Origin of the sequence: Streptomyces sp. RKAG293, from assembly GCF_023701745.1 — a bacterium.
In the GTDB taxonomy this organism is placed as follows: domain Bacteria; phylum Actinomycetota; class Actinomycetes; order Streptomycetales; family Streptomycetaceae; genus Actinacidiphila.
In genome coordinates this window covers 7548759-7565889 of the sequence record NZ_JAJOZB010000001.1, presented here as the reverse complement: position 1 = coordinate 7565889, position 17131 = coordinate 7548759, and the positions used below count along the sequence as shown (strand labels likewise).

The window sequence follows — 17131 nt, the reverse complement described above, 5'->3', positions numbered from 1 at the left end:
ATCCACATAGCGCCGCGGATTGGCCTGACGCGACAACGCAACCCGAATGGGCTACGTTTCCGGCCATTCAGGCCAGGACTCCAAGAATCCGCTGGTCGGACTGCGCGGGCAGCGACCGACCCCTTCCATGAGGGCCCACAGGCCTCCATCACCTGGCGGACGATCGGACCACGCGTTCACACACGAATAGCTTGGTTGCTCCGGGGCATCTGCATCTGCAACCACTATTCATGGCAAGGCCGACCTCCGTCGGCTGTGCCGAGTTGCTACTCACGAAGTTGGGTTTCTCATGGTCACCGTGGAGCGCACATTCACCGTCGCACAGCAGCTTGAGGTGGTGGTGGACTACCTCAAGGACTTTTCGAGGGCCGAAGCGTGGGATCCGGGCACCCGCTTCTGCCTGCGCCTGGACGACGGTCCGGTGCGTGAAGGGTCGCGGTGGCGCAACGTGTCGGTTTTCAAGAACCGCGAGACGGAACTGGCCTACCGCCTTGTCCGCCTGGAGCCGGCCCGCCTCACGTTCGTCGGCGAGAACAAAACAGCGACCTCGACCGACGACCTCACCTTCCGGGCAGTACCGGAAGGTACCGCCATCACCTACCACGCCCACATCACGTTCCACGGGCTCGCCAAGCTGGCCGATCCCTTCCTGCGTGGTGAATTCGAACGGCTCGGCGATGAGGTGAGCCGCCGGATTCCGCAAGTGATCGACGCTCTTTGACCGTCAGCGTCAGTGGATTCGCCGTCGTCCGGAAGAACGGTTCGGTTCGGTTCGGTTCTGGACCGGACCGGACCGGACCCGACCGGACTGGTCAATGGGCGGATCCGCCGTATTCCGCGTGCTGGGGATGAACCGCGTGCTCTCGCTCCTCCGGACACGTGGGGTGGGGAACGCCGTGCGGCGGATGCGTGCGGCGGCCTCGGCTATGACCTTGTCGAACTCGTCTCTGGTCATGACACTCAGCCTTTCTGCGGATACCGGCAAAGGGACCGACCGGTTGCTCCGGCGGGATGGCCCGCGCGGGGGGGCCGAAATCCTGTATCCGGTGCGCCCCCTTAATAGGTATTCGTCGCCCACTCAAGACCGGCTTGGTGGCCCGACGTTTCGCTGTCCGGTGGCCGTGGCCGTGTCACCCGGCGGTGTCGGTGAGGGTGGCGAAGGCGACGATGTTGCCGAGGTAGGTGCGGGTCTTGGGGTCCCAGTTGCCGCAGGTGATGAGGCGGAGCTGGGGGCGGTCCGCGGTGCTGGAGTAGATGTCCAGGGTGGGGAAGTCGTCCTTGGGGAAGGCCCGCACCGAGTCGGTGGTGAAGGCGGCGGTGGTGCCGTCGGTCCGGGTGACGCTGATGCGGGTGCCTGCGGTGAGGGCGCCGAGCCGGTAGAAGACGGCGGGCCCGGTCTCCTTGGAGTCGACGTGGCCGAGGATGACGGATGCGCCGAGCTGTCCGGGGGTGGGTGAGTCCTGGTACCAGCCGGCCTTCAGCGGCTTCCAGGGGACCTGGACGGTTCCGTCGGTGTTGCGGCCCAGGGACAGCAGGGTGGTGTGGACGCCGATGGCGGGGATGTCCAGGGAGACCGGTACGGATGCCGGGAGGACGTGTCCGGCTGAGGAGTGTGGCACCGGTTTGCCGGGTGGCTGGGGTGGTGTGGGGTGCGCCGTGGTGACCGGGGCTGCCACGGCTGGGGGCTGGGGTGGCGGAGCGCTGCTGCTGGGTGCGCCGGTGAGGGCGACGGCGGCACCGGCTGCGGCCAGGGCCAGTGCTGCGGTGAGTCCGATGATGGTGCGGCGGCGGGTGCCGCCCCCCGCCGGACGGGGGGCGGCTGCTGCTGGGTCCGGCTCGGGCCTGGTGCCGGGCCCGGTCCCGTCGGTCATCGCTGGGCTGCGGCGTTCCTGCGCCGCAGGATCAGGGTGCCGGCCAGTGCCGCGACCGCTGCGGCGCCCAGGCCGGCGGCGATCAGATCGGCGCTGTTGCCGCCGTTGGATGCCTGAGATGCCTGGGTGGCTCCGTCACCGGTTCCCGCTCCGCCGGTGGGCATGGAGTTCAGGGCACCGCAGATGGCGGGCGCGGTGGCTTCCTGGGGAAGCTTCGCGTCCAGCTCGCTGGCGCCCAGGACGTTGTCGTACTTGCCGTTGTGGTTGTAGTCGATGCCGTGCACCACGATCACGGCGTTGTCGGCCCGCACCGCGGCCGCCACGTCCGGTGTCACGGTGATCGTGCGGGTGTAGTGGAACGAGCCGGTGGACGGGAAGCGGTCGATGGCCAGCGCGCTGTTCGGGCTGGTGTCACCCTTGGTCGTCAGGGACGTGCCGATCTTGCCGTAGGCGGGCAGACCATCGGTGGTGCTGATCGCCTTGTGCCCGTTGTGGTCATGGGCCGCGTCCGCCTTCGGGCATTCACCCGAGCCCTTGATGTGGATGTGCTGGGCGTGCGGCGAGGCGTCGAGCAGCCGGTTGGCGGTCACCGAGACGGTGGCCTGGTTGCCCGACAGGGTGACGGTGGCGGTGCCGGATCCGTCGACCATGTTGGTGGCGACCGGGTCGAGGGTGGCCTGATAGTTCGCACCACCGCTGGAGTCGTGTGCGGATGCCACCGCCGGCAGCGCCAGCGGGACGGCGAACGCGGCTATACCCACCAGAGGGAGAAGAGTCTTGTTCATGGCGTGCTCCAAACGGAGCCCCGCGGCAGTCCGGTGCCGTATGGGAGGAGGGGCTCCTGTGCCATTGGGAGGAACAGCGGCCGAAGGGGCTTTACCAAGGCCGCCGGGATCAACTCACACCCTTGATTCGGAGCTGACCCGGTTGCCGGATGGGTGCGAAAGGCGGCGTACCATCAGCCCCGACAGCCAAAGCACCAGGACCCCGCTCGAGGACGACAGTCGCGGCTCCCGCCCGTTCAGCATCGAGGCCGGGCACTACCAGACGCATTCGCCATCGAGGTTGCCCCGCTCGCACAGATCCTTCTCGACCACTTGGTCCTGGTCCCTGAAACGAACACGCTCGGCTGGTCCGCCGAGGCGGTCTCCGCCGGCCTCGACATCGGCCGGGCCTGCACCCGCCACGCTCAGCTGGCCGCCAACCGTCGGCATGGTTCCGCGCCTCCCCGTCACGCGATCCGTGTGAGCGGTGTCCGGGACCGGCCCCGTGGTCACTGCGGGCCGGTGCTGTAGCGGCCGGATCGCAGGGCCCAGTCGTAGGGGCCGCGCATGACCGTGTGCAGGGCGTCCCGGAGGTAGCGGTCCAGGGCCGTACGGTCCTGGGCGCCGAGGCGGGCCGTGCCGTCGAGGGTGCGCAGTTCGCCTTCGAGGTCGCGGAAGCGGGCGATGCGCGTGTGCAGCATGCCGAGCACGCTGGCGCAGGCGTCGTCGTGATCCGCCCCGTCCGCGCGCCGGAGGATCAGCAGGAGGTTGTGCGGGTCCGAGCCGGCGTCTTCCTTGGCCAGCGAGTAGAGGTCGTTGTGGAGGGAGTCGATCTCGGCGGCCAGGGTGCGCAGCGCGGCCACAATGTCCGAGGCGAAGAGGTCGGCGGGCAGTTCGTAGTGGCCGATCCGCTCGGCGAGGTCGAGCGTGGGCTGCACGCCGATGGTGTCGCGGCGCAGCCGCAGGTACTCGTCCACGGTCAGCGGATTTCCCGAGTGCCGGTTCGCGGCCTCCTCGACGTGCCCGTACAGGTATGCCCGCCAGTGTGCGGCGGCCCGCTCGCGCCAGGAAGGTGACATGCCCTCGCAGCTGCGCAGCCAGAGGTCGCGGAAGGCGCGGACGAGGGGCGGGGCGTCGGGGGCGGGCGGCGCGTCCAGGGTGTCAGCGACCGCGTCGACCAGGGTACGGGCCTGCCCGGGGCCGTCGCCTGACGGGCCGTCGAAGGCGTCGTCGAAGCAGAAGAACCAGCTCATCTGGTCGACCCCCAGGGCCAGATCCGGCCCGGTCGCGGCCGGGTGGAAGCGGGCCGCGAGTTCGGCGTAGTGGCCGCGGGCGTGGCGCTCGGCGGCACGGTCGGTGAGGAGCAGGCCGAAGGACCGGGGCCACTGCAGGTGTTCGGCGGCCGCGCGTGCGGCGTCCGGGCTGATCCGCGCGGGGAAGGGGAAGCGGAGGCCGGCGTCTCCCCGTGGGCCGGCGCCGCGGGTCTGCGTGGCGCGGGGCCGCGGCGACATCAGCAGAAGGCTCGGGACCAGTACGGCGCCGGGCACCTCGCGCGGCGGCCGCTCGGAGAGCGGGACCAGTCGCCAGCGGGCGGCGACGGTGGCGACGACCGTGGCCATCTCCGTGAGGGCGAAGTGGTCGCCGATGCACTTGCGCGGACCGGCGCCGAACGGCAGGAAGGCCCAGCCGCGCGGGTCGGCGGTCAGCCACCGGTCCGGGTCGAACTCCATCGGGTTCGGGTACAGGCCGGGGTCACGGTGGAGGGTGAGCGGGCTGAACAGGAGCTCGGTCCCCTCGGGGATCTCCACTCCGCCGAGGACGACGCCGGGGCGGGCGGGCCGGCGCATCAGGATCCAGGCCGGGCTGCGCAGCCGGAGCGTCTCCCGGACCAGGTTCTGGGTGAAGACGAGCTTCGGCAGGTCCTCGAAAGTGACCGGTCGCGATCCGAGGACGTCGTCGAGTTCGGCGTGGAGCCTGCGCTCGATCTCGGGACGTGCACCGACCTCGTGGAAGAGCCAGGTCAGGCTGGTCGAGGCGGTTTCGATCCCGGCGGCCATGACGGTCATGACCTCGTCGTGCAGCTGGTCCGGGCTCATGGGCTCGCCCGTGTCGGCGTCGCGGGCGGCCATCAGCATGCCGAGGAGGTCGGTGCGGGGCCGGTCGTCGTCGAGGCGTTCGCGGATCAGCCGGTCGACGACCTTGCGCAACTGGGTGCCCGATTCCCGGAAGCGGCGGTTGCCCGGGGTGGGGAGCCGGTCCAGCCAGTCGACCGGCGAGACGACACGGCGCATCAACTCGTGGACGTACGTGGGCAGCCAGCGCCGGATCAGGCGCACCTCCTCGTTGCCCAGGGCGCTGCCGAAGAGGGCCTTCGCGACGGCTTCGCTGCCGATCGCGTACATCTCGGAGGCAACGTCGATCGTGCTGTGCGGTGTCCAGGCTTCGGAGTAGGTGGTGGCGCTCAGGCGCATGACGCCGGTGTAGGCGTTGAGCTTCTCGCGGTGGAACGCCGGGATCATCAGGCGGCGCTGACGGCGGTGGAAGTCCCCCTCGGAGTTGGGCAGTCCGTTGCCGAGGAAGGGGCGGGACTTCTGGAAGTAGCGGCCCTTCTCGTAGGAGACCGCGTCGGTGACGAGCATCTCCCGCAGCAGTGCGGGTGAGTTCACCGCGTACACGGACAGGGTGCCGAGCCGGATCTCCACCAGGTCGCCCAGGGGGCGGATCGACTGCAGTACGCCGATCGGGTCGCGCAGCAGGGCCAGCGAGTGCCCCACCAGGGGCAGACACCCCGGAACGGTGGCGACCGTACGGGGCGGCAGGTATGCGGGGGCGTCCGTTGTCACGTTCTCGTCCTTGGGGGTGCGCGTTCCCGCGACGGATCGAAGGCTCCGGCACGGTGGTTGCGGGCGAGCGGGCACTCCAGCGGCCCGTGGTCAGGTTCCGCCGCCCGCGGAGCCAGGCTAGGTTCAGCGGCCATCAGAAATGAATGCGTCACCGTCCGGGCTTCCTGCGTGAGAGTCCGCCACCTGCGGGAGGTCTCCTCGCCCATGCGTGAATTCCTGCCCGTAGGGATCACGCATGGGCCCGGCGGCGGGGCGGCGGCACTGCTGGAAGGCAGAGCTGACGCGGCGGTCGCTCAGCTCGCCCGCGCGGCCTCCCGGTAACGGCGGGGAGCCAGGCCGGTGGTGCGTTTGAAGGCGTTGCTGAAGGCGCTCTCGGAGCTGTAGCCCAGGGAGGAGGCGATGACCGCTACGGGAGTGTCCTCCCGGCACAGGGTGTGCTGGGCCAGGCGCATCCGCCAGCCACACAGGTAGGTCAGCGGCGGGATGCCTGCGACCTCCTTGAAGCGCTGGGCGAAGCTGGTGCGGGACATGGCCGCGGCGCGGGCGAGTTCGGTCAGGGTCCAGGGGCGGGCGGGGTCGCCGTGCATGAGCCGCAGGGCGGGGGCGACACGTTCGTCGGCGAGGGCGCGCAGCCAGCCCACCGGGTAGGCGTCGGCGCTCGCGTGGGCCAGGAAGACGCGCAGGACCTGTACGAAGAGCAGCTGTGCGAGGTGGTCCGCCGCGAAGGCGGCCCCCGGGGCGTCCGACCGCATCTCCCGCAACGTCTGGTCCATGAGCCAGCAGGCCGCGGGCGCCTCGGGCGTGGCGGCACTGACGTGCATCAGGGGCGGAAGCGCACTCAGCAACAGGTCCTTGCCGGTGGTGTTGAGGTCGATGTGGCCGCCGATCGTGACGGCGTCCCGCCCTTCGTCCCCGGCGTGGAAGAAGGTCTCGGTGGTCGCCCGGAGCACGGGCAGCGCGTCGGTCGGCGGCACGGCCGGGTCACTCGCCAGGGTGTACCGGCGGTCGCCGGCGAAGACGGCGATGTCTCCCGCCTCCAGGCGGAGCGGGTGTTCGATGCCCTCTATCACCAGCCAGATGACGCCCTCGATCACGGCCTGGATCTTGAGACGGCCCGGCGCAGGAAAGGCCAGCGCCCAGTCCCCCGCGGCGATGAGGCCGCGGGACAAGGCGCAGCGCGCGCCGGTGAGTTCGAGGGTCTCGGTGATGGGATCTCCCCAGGTCGCGGACGTGGAGAGGGGGCCGGAGAGAGGACCGGAGAGCGGTGCGGGCATATGCGGACTCTCGCGCACGTCACACGGACGGGCAAGCATTCACATGCTGTTGATCACCCCTCACGATGGGTGGCAGGGCGCTCCCCGGGCGGGGCCCGCGCCCCCGGACCGCCGCCGTCAGCCGTACGGCCGGTTCCTCACCGTCAGGAGGTTGTGCTCATGGGTGAGTTCCAATGTCGCGTCACGTTTCACCCGGGCGGCCTAGGGTCTGTCGTCTGGATCTGCGTGGGGGAAGGAGCGGTGTCCGGTGCGTGCAGTTGCAAGGCGGAGGAGGGAGGCGACGCGGAGCGTCGTCGACCGACGACAACGCGGCAGATGTGCGTGCTGGACACCGCGACGCCGCGGAGATCCAGACGACAGGCCCTAGGGCTGTCACCGGCCGAGCAGCGGACTCCCGGCCCGTCCCGGAAGGTGTCCGGGGCGGGCCGGGCGAAGCCGCCATGGTGCGGGCAGGGTCAGTGACAGGCCCTGGAGCAGATGAGCGGCACGAAAGCGTCGAGGGCGTGGGAGGTCCGGCCGGCCGGTGCGATGTGCGTGGTGGCCGGTGGCGTCGACGGCACGGCGGAGCTGCTCGGCGCCGCCGCCAGCCCGCCGGCTACGAACAGCGCGGTCATTGCGGCTGCGATCAGTTGCTTGCGCATCATCACTGCTCCTGTCTGTGGCCCCGAGATAGGTCTCGATGTCCCGCCTCACCACGGTAGGCAGGAGGGATGGCAGCCGTGAATGATCGAGCGTCCGCAAAGAGTGAGTGAGAGTCCAGGACGGCCGGGGACCCCCGGCCACGCGCAGGGCGGATCAAAGCCCTGTCGCCGCAATCCGTCCCAACAGGAGGTCGAAACCCGTGAAGTCCTTCAAGCCAGTCGCCACGGCCGCCGTGATGGCCGCCGTCCTCGGCGTCACGACCCTGCTCGGAGCATCCGCTCCGGCCGGCGCCGCACCCCTGGCCACCTGCCGCGACGTGGTGGCCCGGACCAAGGCCGACCTCACCAACGCCGGCGCCCCGACGAACGACAACGGCTGGCAGGCCGTGCGCGATGCCGCCCAGCGCTTCCTCAACAGCCACCCCTGGGGCAGCCCCGGCACCCAGGCGATCCAGCGGGACGTCAACGACCTCAACGAACTCTGCGCCCCGTAGCTCCGCGGACTCAGAGCCCACCACCGAACGATGAAGGACTACGGGTTTGACGAGCACGCTCGGTCTTCCCCTGCTCCGCTATCGCGCGTCGGCCGTCTCGACGCGTGCCCGGTGCCGGCGGATCTCGTCGTGGTGGGTGATCGCCCAGTCGATCAGTGAGACCACGATGCCGATGAGACTGTCGCTCAGCGGCGCGAGGGCGTATTCCACCCGTGGCGGCACCTCGGCATAGGCGGTCCTGGTGATCAGGCCGTCCTGGTGGAGCTGGGACAGGGTGCGCGAGAGCATGCGCTGGGAGATACCGGGGATGGCCCGCAGCAGTTCGGTGTAGCGCATCCGGCCGTCTTGGAGGGTCGCGAGCACCATCAGCGTCCACTTGTCCCCGACCCGATCCATGATCTGGCGGACGAAGTCCGCGTGCTCGACCGGGATTCGGGAGCAGGGCGCCGGGAGCGCGGCTGTCTCCCCCTGGAGCGCGACGTCGTCCATTGCGGACATCCCCCTTCGGTAACGGACACGGATGTGCCTTTTGTAGGCCCTCCCATACTGGCCTATCGTGATGCTGCATACCAATCGTATGAATCCAGTTCAAGCAGCTCTACCCGTGGCCGACGCACAGGACGGGCCTTCGTACGAGCCGGGAGGATCAGCCGGCGGGACCGATGGTGCGCGTGTTGGCCCCCGACTCACCTTGGAGGTACTCGATGTCCGGATCCGCACCGACGTATGGGCAGCAGGATGAAGCGGCGCTGCCGAGTAGGTACCGAGTGGTCGAAACCGGGGTGACCGCGGCGGGCCTCTCGACGATCGTCCGGGACGAAGTCGTGCCCGTCAGTACCGTCCCGGACGGGCGCGGCCTCGGCCGGCTCTGGGAGGGCGACGGGGTGCTGCCGGGCGGCGACGCGGTGAGATCAGGGGACGACGCGGTGGAGTCGCCGCTCTTCCCCGCGGCAGGCGGAGTGCGGTTCTGGTCGGTGACCGTACCCCCCGAGGCTCCCGACGCTCCGCCGCCTGCGGAGTTCCACCACACGTCCACCCTCGACGTCGGGATCGTCCTGTCCGGACGCATCGTGCTGGAGATGGAGGACGGGACATCCGCGGAGTTGTCGGCGGGGCAGGCGTTCGCTCAGCAGGGCACCCCGCACCACTGGCGGAATCCATACCCTGTGGACGCCGTCATCGCGGTCGTCATGATGGGCCGGGACCAATGACGGAACCCAGATCACGGCGATCCGGTCATCGAACCCGTCAAGGCAGCAGTCGTCACCCCGTGTCCGCCCCGCGCGGCCCTCGGAGTAGCCGTATCTGATCGTGGATCCGTGACAGTCGACGGGTGGTGGGGCCGTCTCAGCGCTCCGCGACCGCCGACTCGAGCAAGGACAGGGTCCGGTTGTCGGCGTCCACCTCTGCGCGGACGCCGAGGGGCAGCGGCAGGTTCGGCGAGGTGTGGCCGAAGTCGACCTGGGCGAGGACAGGGATGTCACGGTCCGCCAGGACGTCGAGCACAACGTCGCGCAGACCGACCTGGTCTCCGCCACCGCCCTCGTAGGGCGTGACCTCACTCGGGATGCCGACCACCATGCCCGCGATCCGGTCCAGCACCCCGGACAGCCGCAAGGTATGCAGGTCGCACCAGATCCGCGTGACGGGCCGCTGCACCTCTTCCCAGAACAGGACGGCGCCGTCGAACCGTTCGGGGGCCAGCGCGAAGGGGGTCGCCTGCAACTGGACCAGGCGGTTCAGCAAGCCGCCGACCAGTGGTCCCTGCGCGCGGCCCGGGTGCCAGGTTTCCCAGGTCCCCCTGCCGGCAGCGGGCCCGGTGCCTCGGCCTTGGTCAGCACACGGGCGTAGAGGTCGACGAGTTCGGACCGACGGGCCTCGTCGCCCAGCGTGTACCAATCGCCGCCGAAACCGTGGGTGGCGATGTCGGCGTGGAATCCGACGAGGCCGGTCTTCGCGTACAACGCCATGTGCAGCAGCGAGATGTCGCTGTAGCCGAGGATCGGCTTCGGGTCGGCCCGGACCGCATCCAGATCGATCAGATCGAGATAGCCAATGGTCGCCTGACCACCGGTGTGCGCGACGATGGCCCGCACCTCCGGGTCCCGGAGCAGCGCATTGAGCTCGGCAGCCTGCTCCGCCGGAGCGCCCGCCGCCCACCAGCGGCTCCGCGAGGGGTCGACCATCGGGCTGACCCGCACGCGGAAACCCATCCGCTCCAATATCGCCACACCGCGAGCGAGCAGCGGCTCCTCACCGGGCTCAAGCTGACCTGAGGGCGCGGCGACGACCACGAGATCGCCGGAACTCAGCGCACGCGGACGACGGACCGTAGGCATAGGGCCTCCTTGTTGATCGACAACGGCGGACAACCACGCGGGTGCCGCTGGTATTCCGCCTCCTCGAAGCGATCAGCCAGGACCCGGAATCCCGACAGGAGGCCAACGGTCGCCGGCCACCTCCACGCTGACATGACGGTGACCCAGGGATGCCTGGTGCCGAGGCACGTTCACCGGCACACCCCGAGGACGCCCTCAACGGCACCTGCCAGTCCATCGGCGCCGGGACGACGGAGGAATGGCGGCGCCCCGCTGCCGACCGGCGAAGGAGGGCAACGGGGCGCCGAAAGAAACGTGATGATGCGTCAGCTCACGCGGGCGCCGACGTTCACGGCCGCCCAGGCGTTGGCGACCGTGTTGTACGACGCGCTGCCGGCACCGAACAGGTCGGTCGCGGCCTTGAGGGTGGCCACGCGGGCACCCGCGTAGTCGGTACTCGAGGTCATGTAGGTGCTCAGTGCCTTGTACCAGACCTTCGAGGCGTTGTCCCGGCCGATTCCGGCGACCGGCTTGTTGTCGGAGGTCGGGCTGTCGTACGTGACGCCGTTGATGGTCTTGGCGCCGCTGCCCTCGGAGAGCAGGTAGAAGAAGTGGTTGGCGGGACCGGAGGAGTAGTGGACGTCCAGGCCACCGACGTCGGCGGACCAGGCGTCGGGCGAGGTGCCGTCGCGCGAGGGCTTGTCCTGGTAGCGCAGCGGGGTGCCGTCGCCGTTCAGGTCGAGTTGCTCGCCGATGAGGTAGTTGCCGGGGTTCTTGGCGTTGTTGGCGTAGAACTCGACGGAGGTGCCCATGATGTCCGAGGTGGCCTCGTTGAGGCCACCGGACTCGCCGCTGTATTCGAGCTTCGCGGTGGCCGCGGTGACGCCGTGACTCATCTCGTGCCCGGCGACGTCGAGCGCGGTCAGCGGCTTCTTGTCGCCGGCACCGTCCCCGTACGTCATGCAGAAGCAGCCGTCGTCCCAGAAGGCGTTGGAGTACGAGCTGCCGTAGTGCGTACGGGAGTACGCGCCGACACCGTCGTTACGAATGCCGTTGCGGCCCATCACGGTCTTGTAGAAGTCCCAGGTCTCCTGGGCGCCATAGGCCGCGTCGACGCCCGCGGTCTCCGCGTTGGCGACGGTACCGTCGCCCCAGGCGTCCGTGGACTTGGTGAACAGCGTCCCCGTGCCCGAGGTGCCGTGCTTGAGGTCGTAGGTCTTGTGGCCGCCACGCGTGGCGTCGGCCATGGTGAACGTCGCACCGGCCGCCGTGGTGCCGATGGTGACCGTGCCGCTGTACTCGCTGGTGCCGGTGCCGGTCTCGATGCCCTGGTACTGGAAGAGCTTCGCCCCGGTCCTGGCGTCCGTGATGACATGCAGCTCACTCGGGGTGCCGTCGTGCTGCAGGCCCTTGGTGACGGTCTCCCAGGCGAGTGTGGGCGTGCCCTTGCCCGCCCAGACGACCTGGCGCGCTCCGGCCGCCGGTGCGAGCCGGGCAGCCGTGGTCGTGGCGACCGTGATGGCCGCGTTGTTCGCCTTGTCGACGCCGATGGTGGCACCGCTCGCGTTGGTGTGCACGACGAGGTCGCCGCCGAGTACCGGAAGTCCGGCGTAAGTACGCTGGTAGCGGGTGTGGATGGTGCCGTTGGCGTCCTTGGTGACATCGGACGCGATCAGCTTCTCCTGCGCACCCAGGTGCAGCGACCGCGCGGTGGCGGCGCTGTTGCCGGAAGCCGCCGCGAGCAGCGCGCCGCGCTGCGCGGCGGAGACGGTCACGGGCTGGGCGGCGGCGGATGGAGTCGCAAAGGTCTTCGCCTGGGCAGACCGGCCGTTGTCTTCGGTCTGGGCGGTGGCGGAGCCGGTCTGGAAGCCGACGCCGATCAGCGCGGCGAGAGCCACTGCTGTGGTCAGCGAGCTCTTCGAGAGTATGCGGGGGCGACTCATTGATGCTCCTTGTGTGGGGGTAGCCGTCATGCGGAGCACGGCCGAACAAGGCGTAATAGGCGGGACAAGCGATGCACGTGGGTAACGAGTCATCACTTGGTGCCTGTGGGGCGAGCGTGCCAGCAGCTACGGCGATCTGTCATGGCCGCAGCAAACAGTTGGCTTGATTCCGCTTACGGCGTGCGGGGTTGCTGTCCTCGCCGGGGCCCACTCCCTGCTTCACGGTGTCGGCCCAGGTCAACGGGCTTGCCACAGACCGCTATCAGCGCACGCGTTCCGGCCCGGACGCTCGACCTGCCGACTCGGCCGCGGAAGTCACTGGCCTGAAATCGCGGCTGGAAATGACCCGCCCACAGGAACGTCAGCGCCACGACCGGACTGAACGTCTACGCCGCCGACCCCCAGCGCCCGCGGCGGTGCGGCGCCGGCGAGGCAGGGGCGTCTCGGTGGTTTACCGCTACAGCCGGGATCTTGACGCTGTCCCCATTTTGTGGCTGATCAGCCGCCCATAGACCATCTCCCGGGTGATGGGTCCACACGCTGCGTGGAGAGGTCGGCGCGGATTCCCATCCCCCTGTTGAAGCGCGACAGAACCCGCTTCCTTCGCGTGCCGGGCACCACCCGTCGGCCGGCTCCGGTTCGGCGGAGGAACGACGTCAAGGAGCATGTGATGAGCCTGCCCGCAATCACCACCACCGAAGTTCTGATCGCCGGAGCCGGGCCCACCGGCCTCGTACTCGCCTGCGACCTCGCCCGGCGCGGGATCGCCTGCCGCGTCGTGGAGCGGGAGAGCCGCGGCTTTCCCGGCTCGCGCGGCTCCGGCCTCCAGCCGCGCTCTCTGGAGGTCTTCGACGACCTGGGCGTCATCGACGCGATTCGCGTCGCAGGAGGCCCCATTCAGCGCCTTCAGAGCTGGGCCGGCACCACACGTATCGCCGAGTGGGACACGTTCGAGCGCGCCGAGCCCTCGCCCCACGTCCCGTACGGCGAGATCTGGATGCTCCCGCAGTGGCGCACCGTCGAGATCCTGCATGCGCGCCTCGAAGAGCTGGGCGGCAGCGTCGAGTTCGGCTGCGAGCTGTCCGGCTTCGAGCAGGACGCGGACGGGGTGACGGCGCGGCTGCGCGGGCCGGACGGCACCGGGTCGGCCGTACGGGCCGCCTTTCTGGTCGCGGCCGATGGCGGGCGCAGCACGGTCCGCAAGGCCCTCGGGGTGGGCTTCCCCGTCACCGACCTCGTGACCGACCCGACGCTGATCGCGGACGTCCTCATCGGCGGATTCGACCGCGCGCACTGGCACGTGTGGCCCACCGCGCCGGGCGGGCGCGTCGCGCTCCGCCCGCTCGAAGGGTCGGACTCCTTCCAACTGCTCGCCCACTTCGGCGGCGCGGGCCCGGACTTCACGCCCGACGCCACGCCCGAGGCCCTCCAGCAGCTGCTCGTGGAGCGCACCGGCCACGCGGACGTACGGGTGCATGAGGTGGGATGGTCCTCGGTGCTGCGCATCAAGGCCGGGGTCGCCGACCGCTTCCGCATCGGCCGCGTCCTGCTCGCGGGCGATGCCGCGCACATTCACTCCCCTACGGGCGGCCAGGGCTTCAACACCAGCATCCAGGACGCGTACAACCTCGGCTGGAAGCTCGGCGCAGCGCTGCGCGGCGCGTCCGACGCGCTCCTCGACAGCTACGAGGCCGAGCGGCGGCCGGTCGCGCAGCATGTGCTCGCCCTCACCACCCAGGTCTTCGAGCAGGACCGCGTGGACAAGGACCGCGGCTTCTCCCAGCGCGGCGGCGAGACCTTCCAACTGGGCCTCGGCTACCGCGAGGGCCCCCTGACCCGCGAGTGCCGCGAGGGCCTGGCCGACGACGCACTGCGCGCCGGGGACCGCGCCCCCGACGCCCCCTGCGGGCCCATCCGTCTCTTCGACCTCTTCCGCGGCCCGCACGCCACTCTCCTCGCCTTCGGCGCGACCGACGCCCCGGCCTCCGAACGCTACAAACTGGTCCGGGTCGGCCGGCCCGGCGAGCAGGGCGACGTCATCGACGTGGACGGGCACGCACACAAGGCGTACGCAGACCGGGGGCTCTTTCTCGTCCGGCCCGACGGGTATGTGGCACTCGCCACAGAGGACCCGGCGGACCTGGCCTCGTACGAGGTCTAGCCTCAATCCTTCGTAGCGGTCCGTCGGTGTGTCCAGCGGGCCGATTCGCTTGGTCCAGATGCGGTGGGCAGGTTGACGGCTCGTCTGTCGCGTCGGGCGGCGCGCCATCGGCGGAAGAACGCATGGACCCGGGTTCCACGGTGGGAAGTCGGCGGGCATCGCCCGCCACTTGATGCCGTTGTCGACGAGGTAGCGGATCGCGTTCAGTACCGCCCCGTGGCAGCCAGTGGCAGTACGTCTCCGGCTGCCCGCCCCGGCCGCGCATCCAGCCCGGCACCGGCAGCAGCGGCCGGACCGTCGCCCACGCCGCAGGCCGAGCTGCGGCAGGACGAGGAGGACGTCGCAGTTGCCGAAGCCCACTCGTAATGGGTCCTGGGGCGGCCCATCGGGCGGTCGAGGCCGACCGGGAGGGCCATCCGGCGACCACCACTCACGTCGTGAGGGTGTCGTCGAGCCAGTCGTAGATGCGGGCGAGGGACAGGCGCATGGCGCCGGGGTGGCAGTGTGCGCCGGCGCCTTCCTCGGCGGTGAAGACCATGAGGGTTTTGGGGCAGGTCAGGTGATCGTAGAGCTGCTCGGGCTGGCCCTTGAAGAACTCGTCCTCGGCGGCGTCGCAGACCAGGGTGGGGCACTGGATCTGCTCGGCGATGCCGTGGTCGAGGGTGTAGTCGAGATAGGAGGCGCTGAAGGCCCGGGGAGTGTCGACACCCATGACGTACATGCCGTGGTTGATCGCCCACCGGGCGGTGGCGTCCTGGGCCATGATCTGCTCGAAGACGGCGTCGAGTTCGGGGGCGGATTCCGCGCGCAGGAGCCGCTCGGCGGCGTTACGGTCGCCGGGGATGTTGCGGACGGATATCTGCCCGAGGTCGTAGACGCCGTCGACGGCGATCACCGCGGCCAGCCGGTGTTCGAACGCCGCCGCCCTGGGGGCGAGCACGCCGCCCATGCTGGAACCCAGCAGCGCGATACGGCTGTTGTCGACCTCGGGGACGGTTTCTGCGAAGTCGACGACGGGGGTGATGACGTTCTCCCAGTCGGGACGGAACACCATGCCCTGGTGGTGGCGGGGCCCGGGCTGTCCTGGGCCGTCGAAGGTCAGGACGGTGTAGCCGCGCTCCACGGCCGCCAGCGCGCCGCTGAAGTGGAGCTCCTCGGCGGTGCCGTCGAAGCCGGAGTGCATGATCAGGGTCGGCCGGGGTGCGCCGGAGGTGTCGGCCCGGTAGAGGTAGCCCGGCAGCGTCGTGCCCTCGTACGGGATACGCACCGGCTCGATGCGCGGGGTGTACAGGGCGGCGGCCGCCTGGAAGCAGGCCACGCTGCGGTCGTAGGCGTGGTCGTGACGCGGGTCGCACGGGTGACCGTGCAGGAAGAACTCCGCCGAGCGGTAGTAGTTCGACGCCCGCAGGAACCCGTCCCGGGCACTGACCCGGTGACCGGCGTCCAGCGCCTTCCGCGCCTCGTCGGCCACCCGGTCGGCCGTCGCGAGCCACTCGGTGTGCCAGCTGTCGTAGTCACCCTCGACGATGCGCTCACCCGTGGAGACGACCTCACCGAAATCAGCGCCACCATAGGCGATATGGCTCATCGAACGCAGGGTCTCGTACCAGAACTGCGGGTTGTTCGGGAACAGCAGCTGCTTCATGACGGTCTCCTCGGAGGTGTGGGAATGAGCACGGCCGGACGGGGGCGGCGGCGGGGTTGCGGTCGGCCTCGGAGCCGTCCGACGCCGGGGATCGGCACGAGGAGGTTCAGCGGGCGCTGCCGAGGTCGCGGTCTGCCTCGGAGCCTTCGAGCAGCAAGGTGGTCTCCTCGATCCGGCGGAAGCGGCCGTCGGGCGCGAACTCGGCGAACACGTAGACCTCCATTCGGACCGTGGAGCCGTCCGTCTTGACGACCTCCATGGTGTGGCGGTCGGCGTACCGGTCGCCGTCCGCGAGTTCGTCGTGGACCTCGACCGAGCCGCCGGCCACGACCGTGCGCAGGTGGGCGATGTGGGCGAGGAACTCGGTGCGGTCCGCCCAGCTGCCGTCGGTGCGCTGACGGTAGTCGGGGGCGAAGTGCCGCTCGGCGGCCTCGTCCAGGTCCAGGCCCGGGGTGAGGAGCAGGTCGGTGAGGGCGGTGCGGATGTCGGTGCGGTTCATGGGATTTCCTCCGGTGTGGTGGTGGCCCGTAGGGCGAGTACGGCGAGTACAAGAGATGCGTGCCTCGAGCACGCTTATGACTGTAGCAGGAAAAGCGTGCGTTGCGCACGCTAATCTGGAGCGGTGACGAACACGACCGGCGACGACATCGCCCACACCCTCGGGCTGCTCCTGCGGCGCAGCACCCGCACCCGTCTCCACACCCGCATCACCGACGGCCTGGAGGAGGCGCTTGACGACCTCACCTACCCGGTCCTCAGCGGCCTGGCCCGCACCGGCCCGTGCAGCGCCGCCGACCTCGGCCGCGAGGTCGGACTGGACCGCACCACCGTCAGCCGGCGCGCCGACCGACTGGAGCGGTCCGGCCTCCTCGAGCGCCACCCGGACCCGGACGACAGCCGCGCCACCCTGCTCAGCCTCACCGACGACGGCCACGCCATCGTGGCCGTCACCCGGCGGCGACTCGCGGACGTCATCGAGGACTCACTCGCCAGCTGGCCGCAGGACGACGCCCGTACCTTCGCCCGCCTCCTGCGCCGCTTCGTCGAACAGGGACCCTTCGCCGCCGACCACGACTGACCGTCACGAGCCCGACGGGCGAGGGCCCGGCGGGCACGGTTCGCGGTGGGCCCTCTCCTGCCCGCGGGCACCGGTTCGGCGACCGCCCGTCCTGTTCGT

The 17131-nt window shown here is 70.1% G+C and carries 16 protein-coding genes; 5 read left to right on the top strand and 11 right to left on the bottom strand.

Annotated features, from left to right (window positions below; all coding sequences use genetic code 11):
• Positions 1 to 289: 289 nt before the first annotated feature.
• On the top strand, positions 290 to 721 hold the full coding sequence (locus tag LNW72_RS33570) for an SRPBCC family protein (protein WP_250978803.1): 432 nt from the start codon (positions 290 to 292) through the stop codon (positions 719 to 721).
• A 409-nt stretch (positions 722 to 1130) separates the two neighbouring features.
• Here LNW72_RS33570 and LNW72_RS33565 read toward each other — a convergent pair whose 3' ends face one another.
• The 5 genes from LNW72_RS33565 to LNW72_RS33545 form a co-directional block, all read right to left on the bottom strand.
• Positions 1131 to 1871 (bottom strand): class F sortase, encoded by a 741-nt coding sequence (locus LNW72_RS33565; RefSeq protein ID WP_250978802.1) that lies wholly within the window; start codon positions 1869 to 1871, stop codon positions 1131 to 1133.
• Positions 1868 to 2656, bottom strand: coding sequence for a hypothetical protein (locus LNW72_RS33560; protein WP_250978801.1), 789 nt, complete (start codon positions 2654 to 2656; stop codon positions 1868 to 1870). Before LNW72_RS33560 ends, LNW72_RS33565 begins: the two co-directional genes overlap by 4 nt.
• A 488-nt stretch (positions 2657 to 3144) precedes the next feature.
• Positions 3145 to 5478, bottom strand: coding sequence for a cytochrome P450 (locus LNW72_RS33555; protein ID WP_250978800.1), 2334 nt, complete (start codon positions 5476 to 5478; stop codon positions 3145 to 3147).
• Positions 5479 to 5771: 293 nt separating this feature from the next.
• On the bottom strand, positions 5772 to 6752 hold the full coding sequence (locus LNW72_RS33550) for an AraC family transcriptional regulator (RefSeq protein WP_250978799.1): 981 nt from the start codon (positions 6750 to 6752) through the stop codon (positions 5772 to 5774).
• A 455-nt stretch (positions 6753 to 7207) separates the two neighbouring features.
• Positions 7208 to 7396 (bottom strand): hypothetical protein, encoded by a 189-nt coding sequence (locus LNW72_RS33545; protein ID WP_250978798.1) that lies wholly within the window; start codon positions 7394 to 7396, stop codon positions 7208 to 7210.
• A gap of 197 nt (positions 7397 to 7593) precedes the next feature.
• On the opposite strand from LNW72_RS33545, the gene LNW72_RS33540 reads away from it, so the two are divergent.
• Positions 7594 to 7887: a hypothetical protein gene (locus LNW72_RS33540; RefSeq protein ID WP_250978797.1), complete on the top strand. Its 294-nt coding sequence runs from the start codon at positions 7594 to 7596 to the stop codon at positions 7885 to 7887.
• A 78-nt stretch (positions 7888 to 7965) separates the two neighbouring features.
• On the opposite strand, the gene LNW72_RS33535 is transcribed toward LNW72_RS33540, so the two are convergent.
• The gene (locus LNW72_RS33535) at positions 7966 to 8385 is read right to left on the bottom strand and encodes a helix-turn-helix domain-containing protein (RefSeq protein WP_250978796.1); all 420 of its coding nucleotides are present in this window, start codon (positions 8383 to 8385) and stop codon (positions 7966 to 7968) included.
• Between the two features lie 269 nt (positions 8386 to 8654).
• Here LNW72_RS33535 and LNW72_RS33530 point away from each other — a divergent pair, with 269 nt between their 5' ends.
• Positions 8655 to 9098, top strand: coding sequence for a cupin domain-containing protein (locus tag LNW72_RS33530; protein ID WP_250978795.1), 444 nt, complete (start codon positions 8655 to 8657; stop codon positions 9096 to 9098).
• Positions 9099 to 9234: 136 nt separating this feature from the next.
• On the opposite strand, the gene LNW72_RS33525 is transcribed toward LNW72_RS33530, so the two are convergent.
• From LNW72_RS33525 to LNW72_RS33515, 3 genes are all read right to left on the bottom strand, one after another.
• Complete coding sequence (locus tag LNW72_RS33525) at positions 9235 to 9633, bottom strand: hypothetical protein (RefSeq protein ID WP_250978794.1); 399 nt, start codon at positions 9631 to 9633, stop codon at positions 9235 to 9237.
• On the bottom strand, positions 9627 to 10226 hold the full coding sequence (locus LNW72_RS33520; protein WP_250978793.1) for an LD-carboxypeptidase: 600 nt from the start codon (positions 10224 to 10226) through the stop codon (positions 9627 to 9629). The genes LNW72_RS33525 and LNW72_RS33520 overlap by 7 nt, the downstream gene beginning before the upstream one ends.
• Before the next feature lie 305 nt (positions 10227 to 10531).
• Positions 10532 to 12148 carry a M4 family metallopeptidase gene (locus tag LNW72_RS33515; RefSeq protein WP_250978792.1) on the bottom strand — a complete coding sequence of 539 codons (1617 nt, stop codon included), beginning with the start codon at positions 12146 to 12148 and terminating at the stop codon, positions 10532 to 10534.
• 670 nt (positions 12149 to 12818) lie between these two features.
• On the opposite strand from LNW72_RS33515, the gene LNW72_RS33510 reads away from it, so the two are divergent.
• Entirely contained in the window at positions 12819 to 14309 is a 1491-nt protein-coding gene (locus LNW72_RS33510; RefSeq protein ID WP_250978791.1) for an FAD-dependent monooxygenase, read from the top strand.
• Between the two features lie 430 nt (positions 14310 to 14739).
• Here LNW72_RS33510 and LNW72_RS33500 read toward each other — a convergent pair whose 3' ends face one another.
• Together LNW72_RS33500 and LNW72_RS33495 are read right to left on the bottom strand one after the other, a co-directional pair.
• Positions 14740 to 15954 carry an alpha/beta fold hydrolase gene (locus LNW72_RS33500; RefSeq protein ID WP_250978790.1) on the bottom strand — a complete coding sequence of 405 codons (1215 nt, stop codon included), beginning with the start codon at positions 15952 to 15954 and terminating at the stop codon, positions 14740 to 14742.
• A 106-nt stretch (positions 15955 to 16060) separates the two neighbouring features.
• Positions 16061 to 16453, bottom strand: coding sequence for a nuclear transport factor 2 family protein (locus LNW72_RS33495; RefSeq protein ID WP_250978789.1), 393 nt, complete (start codon positions 16451 to 16453; stop codon positions 16061 to 16063).
• Between the two features lie 123 nt (positions 16454 to 16576).
• Between LNW72_RS33495 and LNW72_RS33490 the strand changes: the two genes are divergently transcribed.
• Positions 16577 to 17032, top strand: a complete 456-nt coding sequence (locus tag LNW72_RS33490; RefSeq protein ID WP_250978788.1) for a MarR family transcriptional regulator — start codon at positions 16577 to 16579, stop codon at positions 17030 to 17032.
• The last annotated feature ends 99 nt before the right edge of the window (positions 17033 to 17131 follow it).

Bases quoted from the DNA above. Each gene is read 5' to 3' on its own strand.
- LNW72_RS33570 (WP_250978803.1), top strand. From the start codon at position 290: ATGGTCACCGTGGAGCGCACATTCACCGTCGCACAGCAGCTTGAGGTG.
- LNW72_RS33495 (WP_250978789.1), bottom strand. From the start codon at position 16,453: ATGAACCGCACCGACATCCGCACCGCCCTCACCGACCTGCTCCTCACC.
- LNW72_RS33565 (WP_250978802.1), bottom strand. From the start codon at position 1,871: ATGACCGACGGGACCGGGCCCGGCACCAGGCCCGAGCCGGACCCAGCA.
- LNW72_RS33510 (WP_250978791.1), top strand. From the start codon at position 12,819: ATGAGCCTGCCCGCAATCACCACCACCGAAGTTCTGATCGCCGGAGCC.
- LNW72_RS33515 (WP_250978792.1), bottom strand. From the start codon at position 12,148: ATGAGTCGCCCCCGCATACTCTCGAAGAGCTCGCTGACCACAGCAGTG.
- LNW72_RS33560 (WP_250978801.1), bottom strand. From the start codon at position 2,656: ATGAACAAGACTCTTCTCCCTCTGGTGGGTATAGCCGCGTTCGCCGTC.
- LNW72_RS33520 (WP_250978793.1), bottom strand. From the start codon at position 10,226: ATGCCTACGGTCCGTCGTCCGCGTGCGCTGAGTTCCGGCGATCTCGTG.
- LNW72_RS33535 (WP_250978796.1), bottom strand. From the start codon at position 8,385: ATGTCCGCAATGGACGACGTCGCGCTCCAGGGGGAGACAGCCGCGCTC.
- LNW72_RS33545 (WP_250978798.1), bottom strand. From the start codon at position 7,396: ATGATGCGCAAGCAACTGATCGCAGCCGCAATGACCGCGCTGTTCGTA.
- LNW72_RS33500 (WP_250978790.1), bottom strand. From the start codon at position 15,954: ATGAAGCAGCTGCTGTTCCCGAACAACCCGCAGTTCTGGTACGAGACC.
- LNW72_RS33550 (WP_250978799.1), bottom strand. From the start codon at position 6,752: ATGCCCGCACCGCTCTCCGGTCCTCTCTCCGGCCCCCTCTCCACGTCC.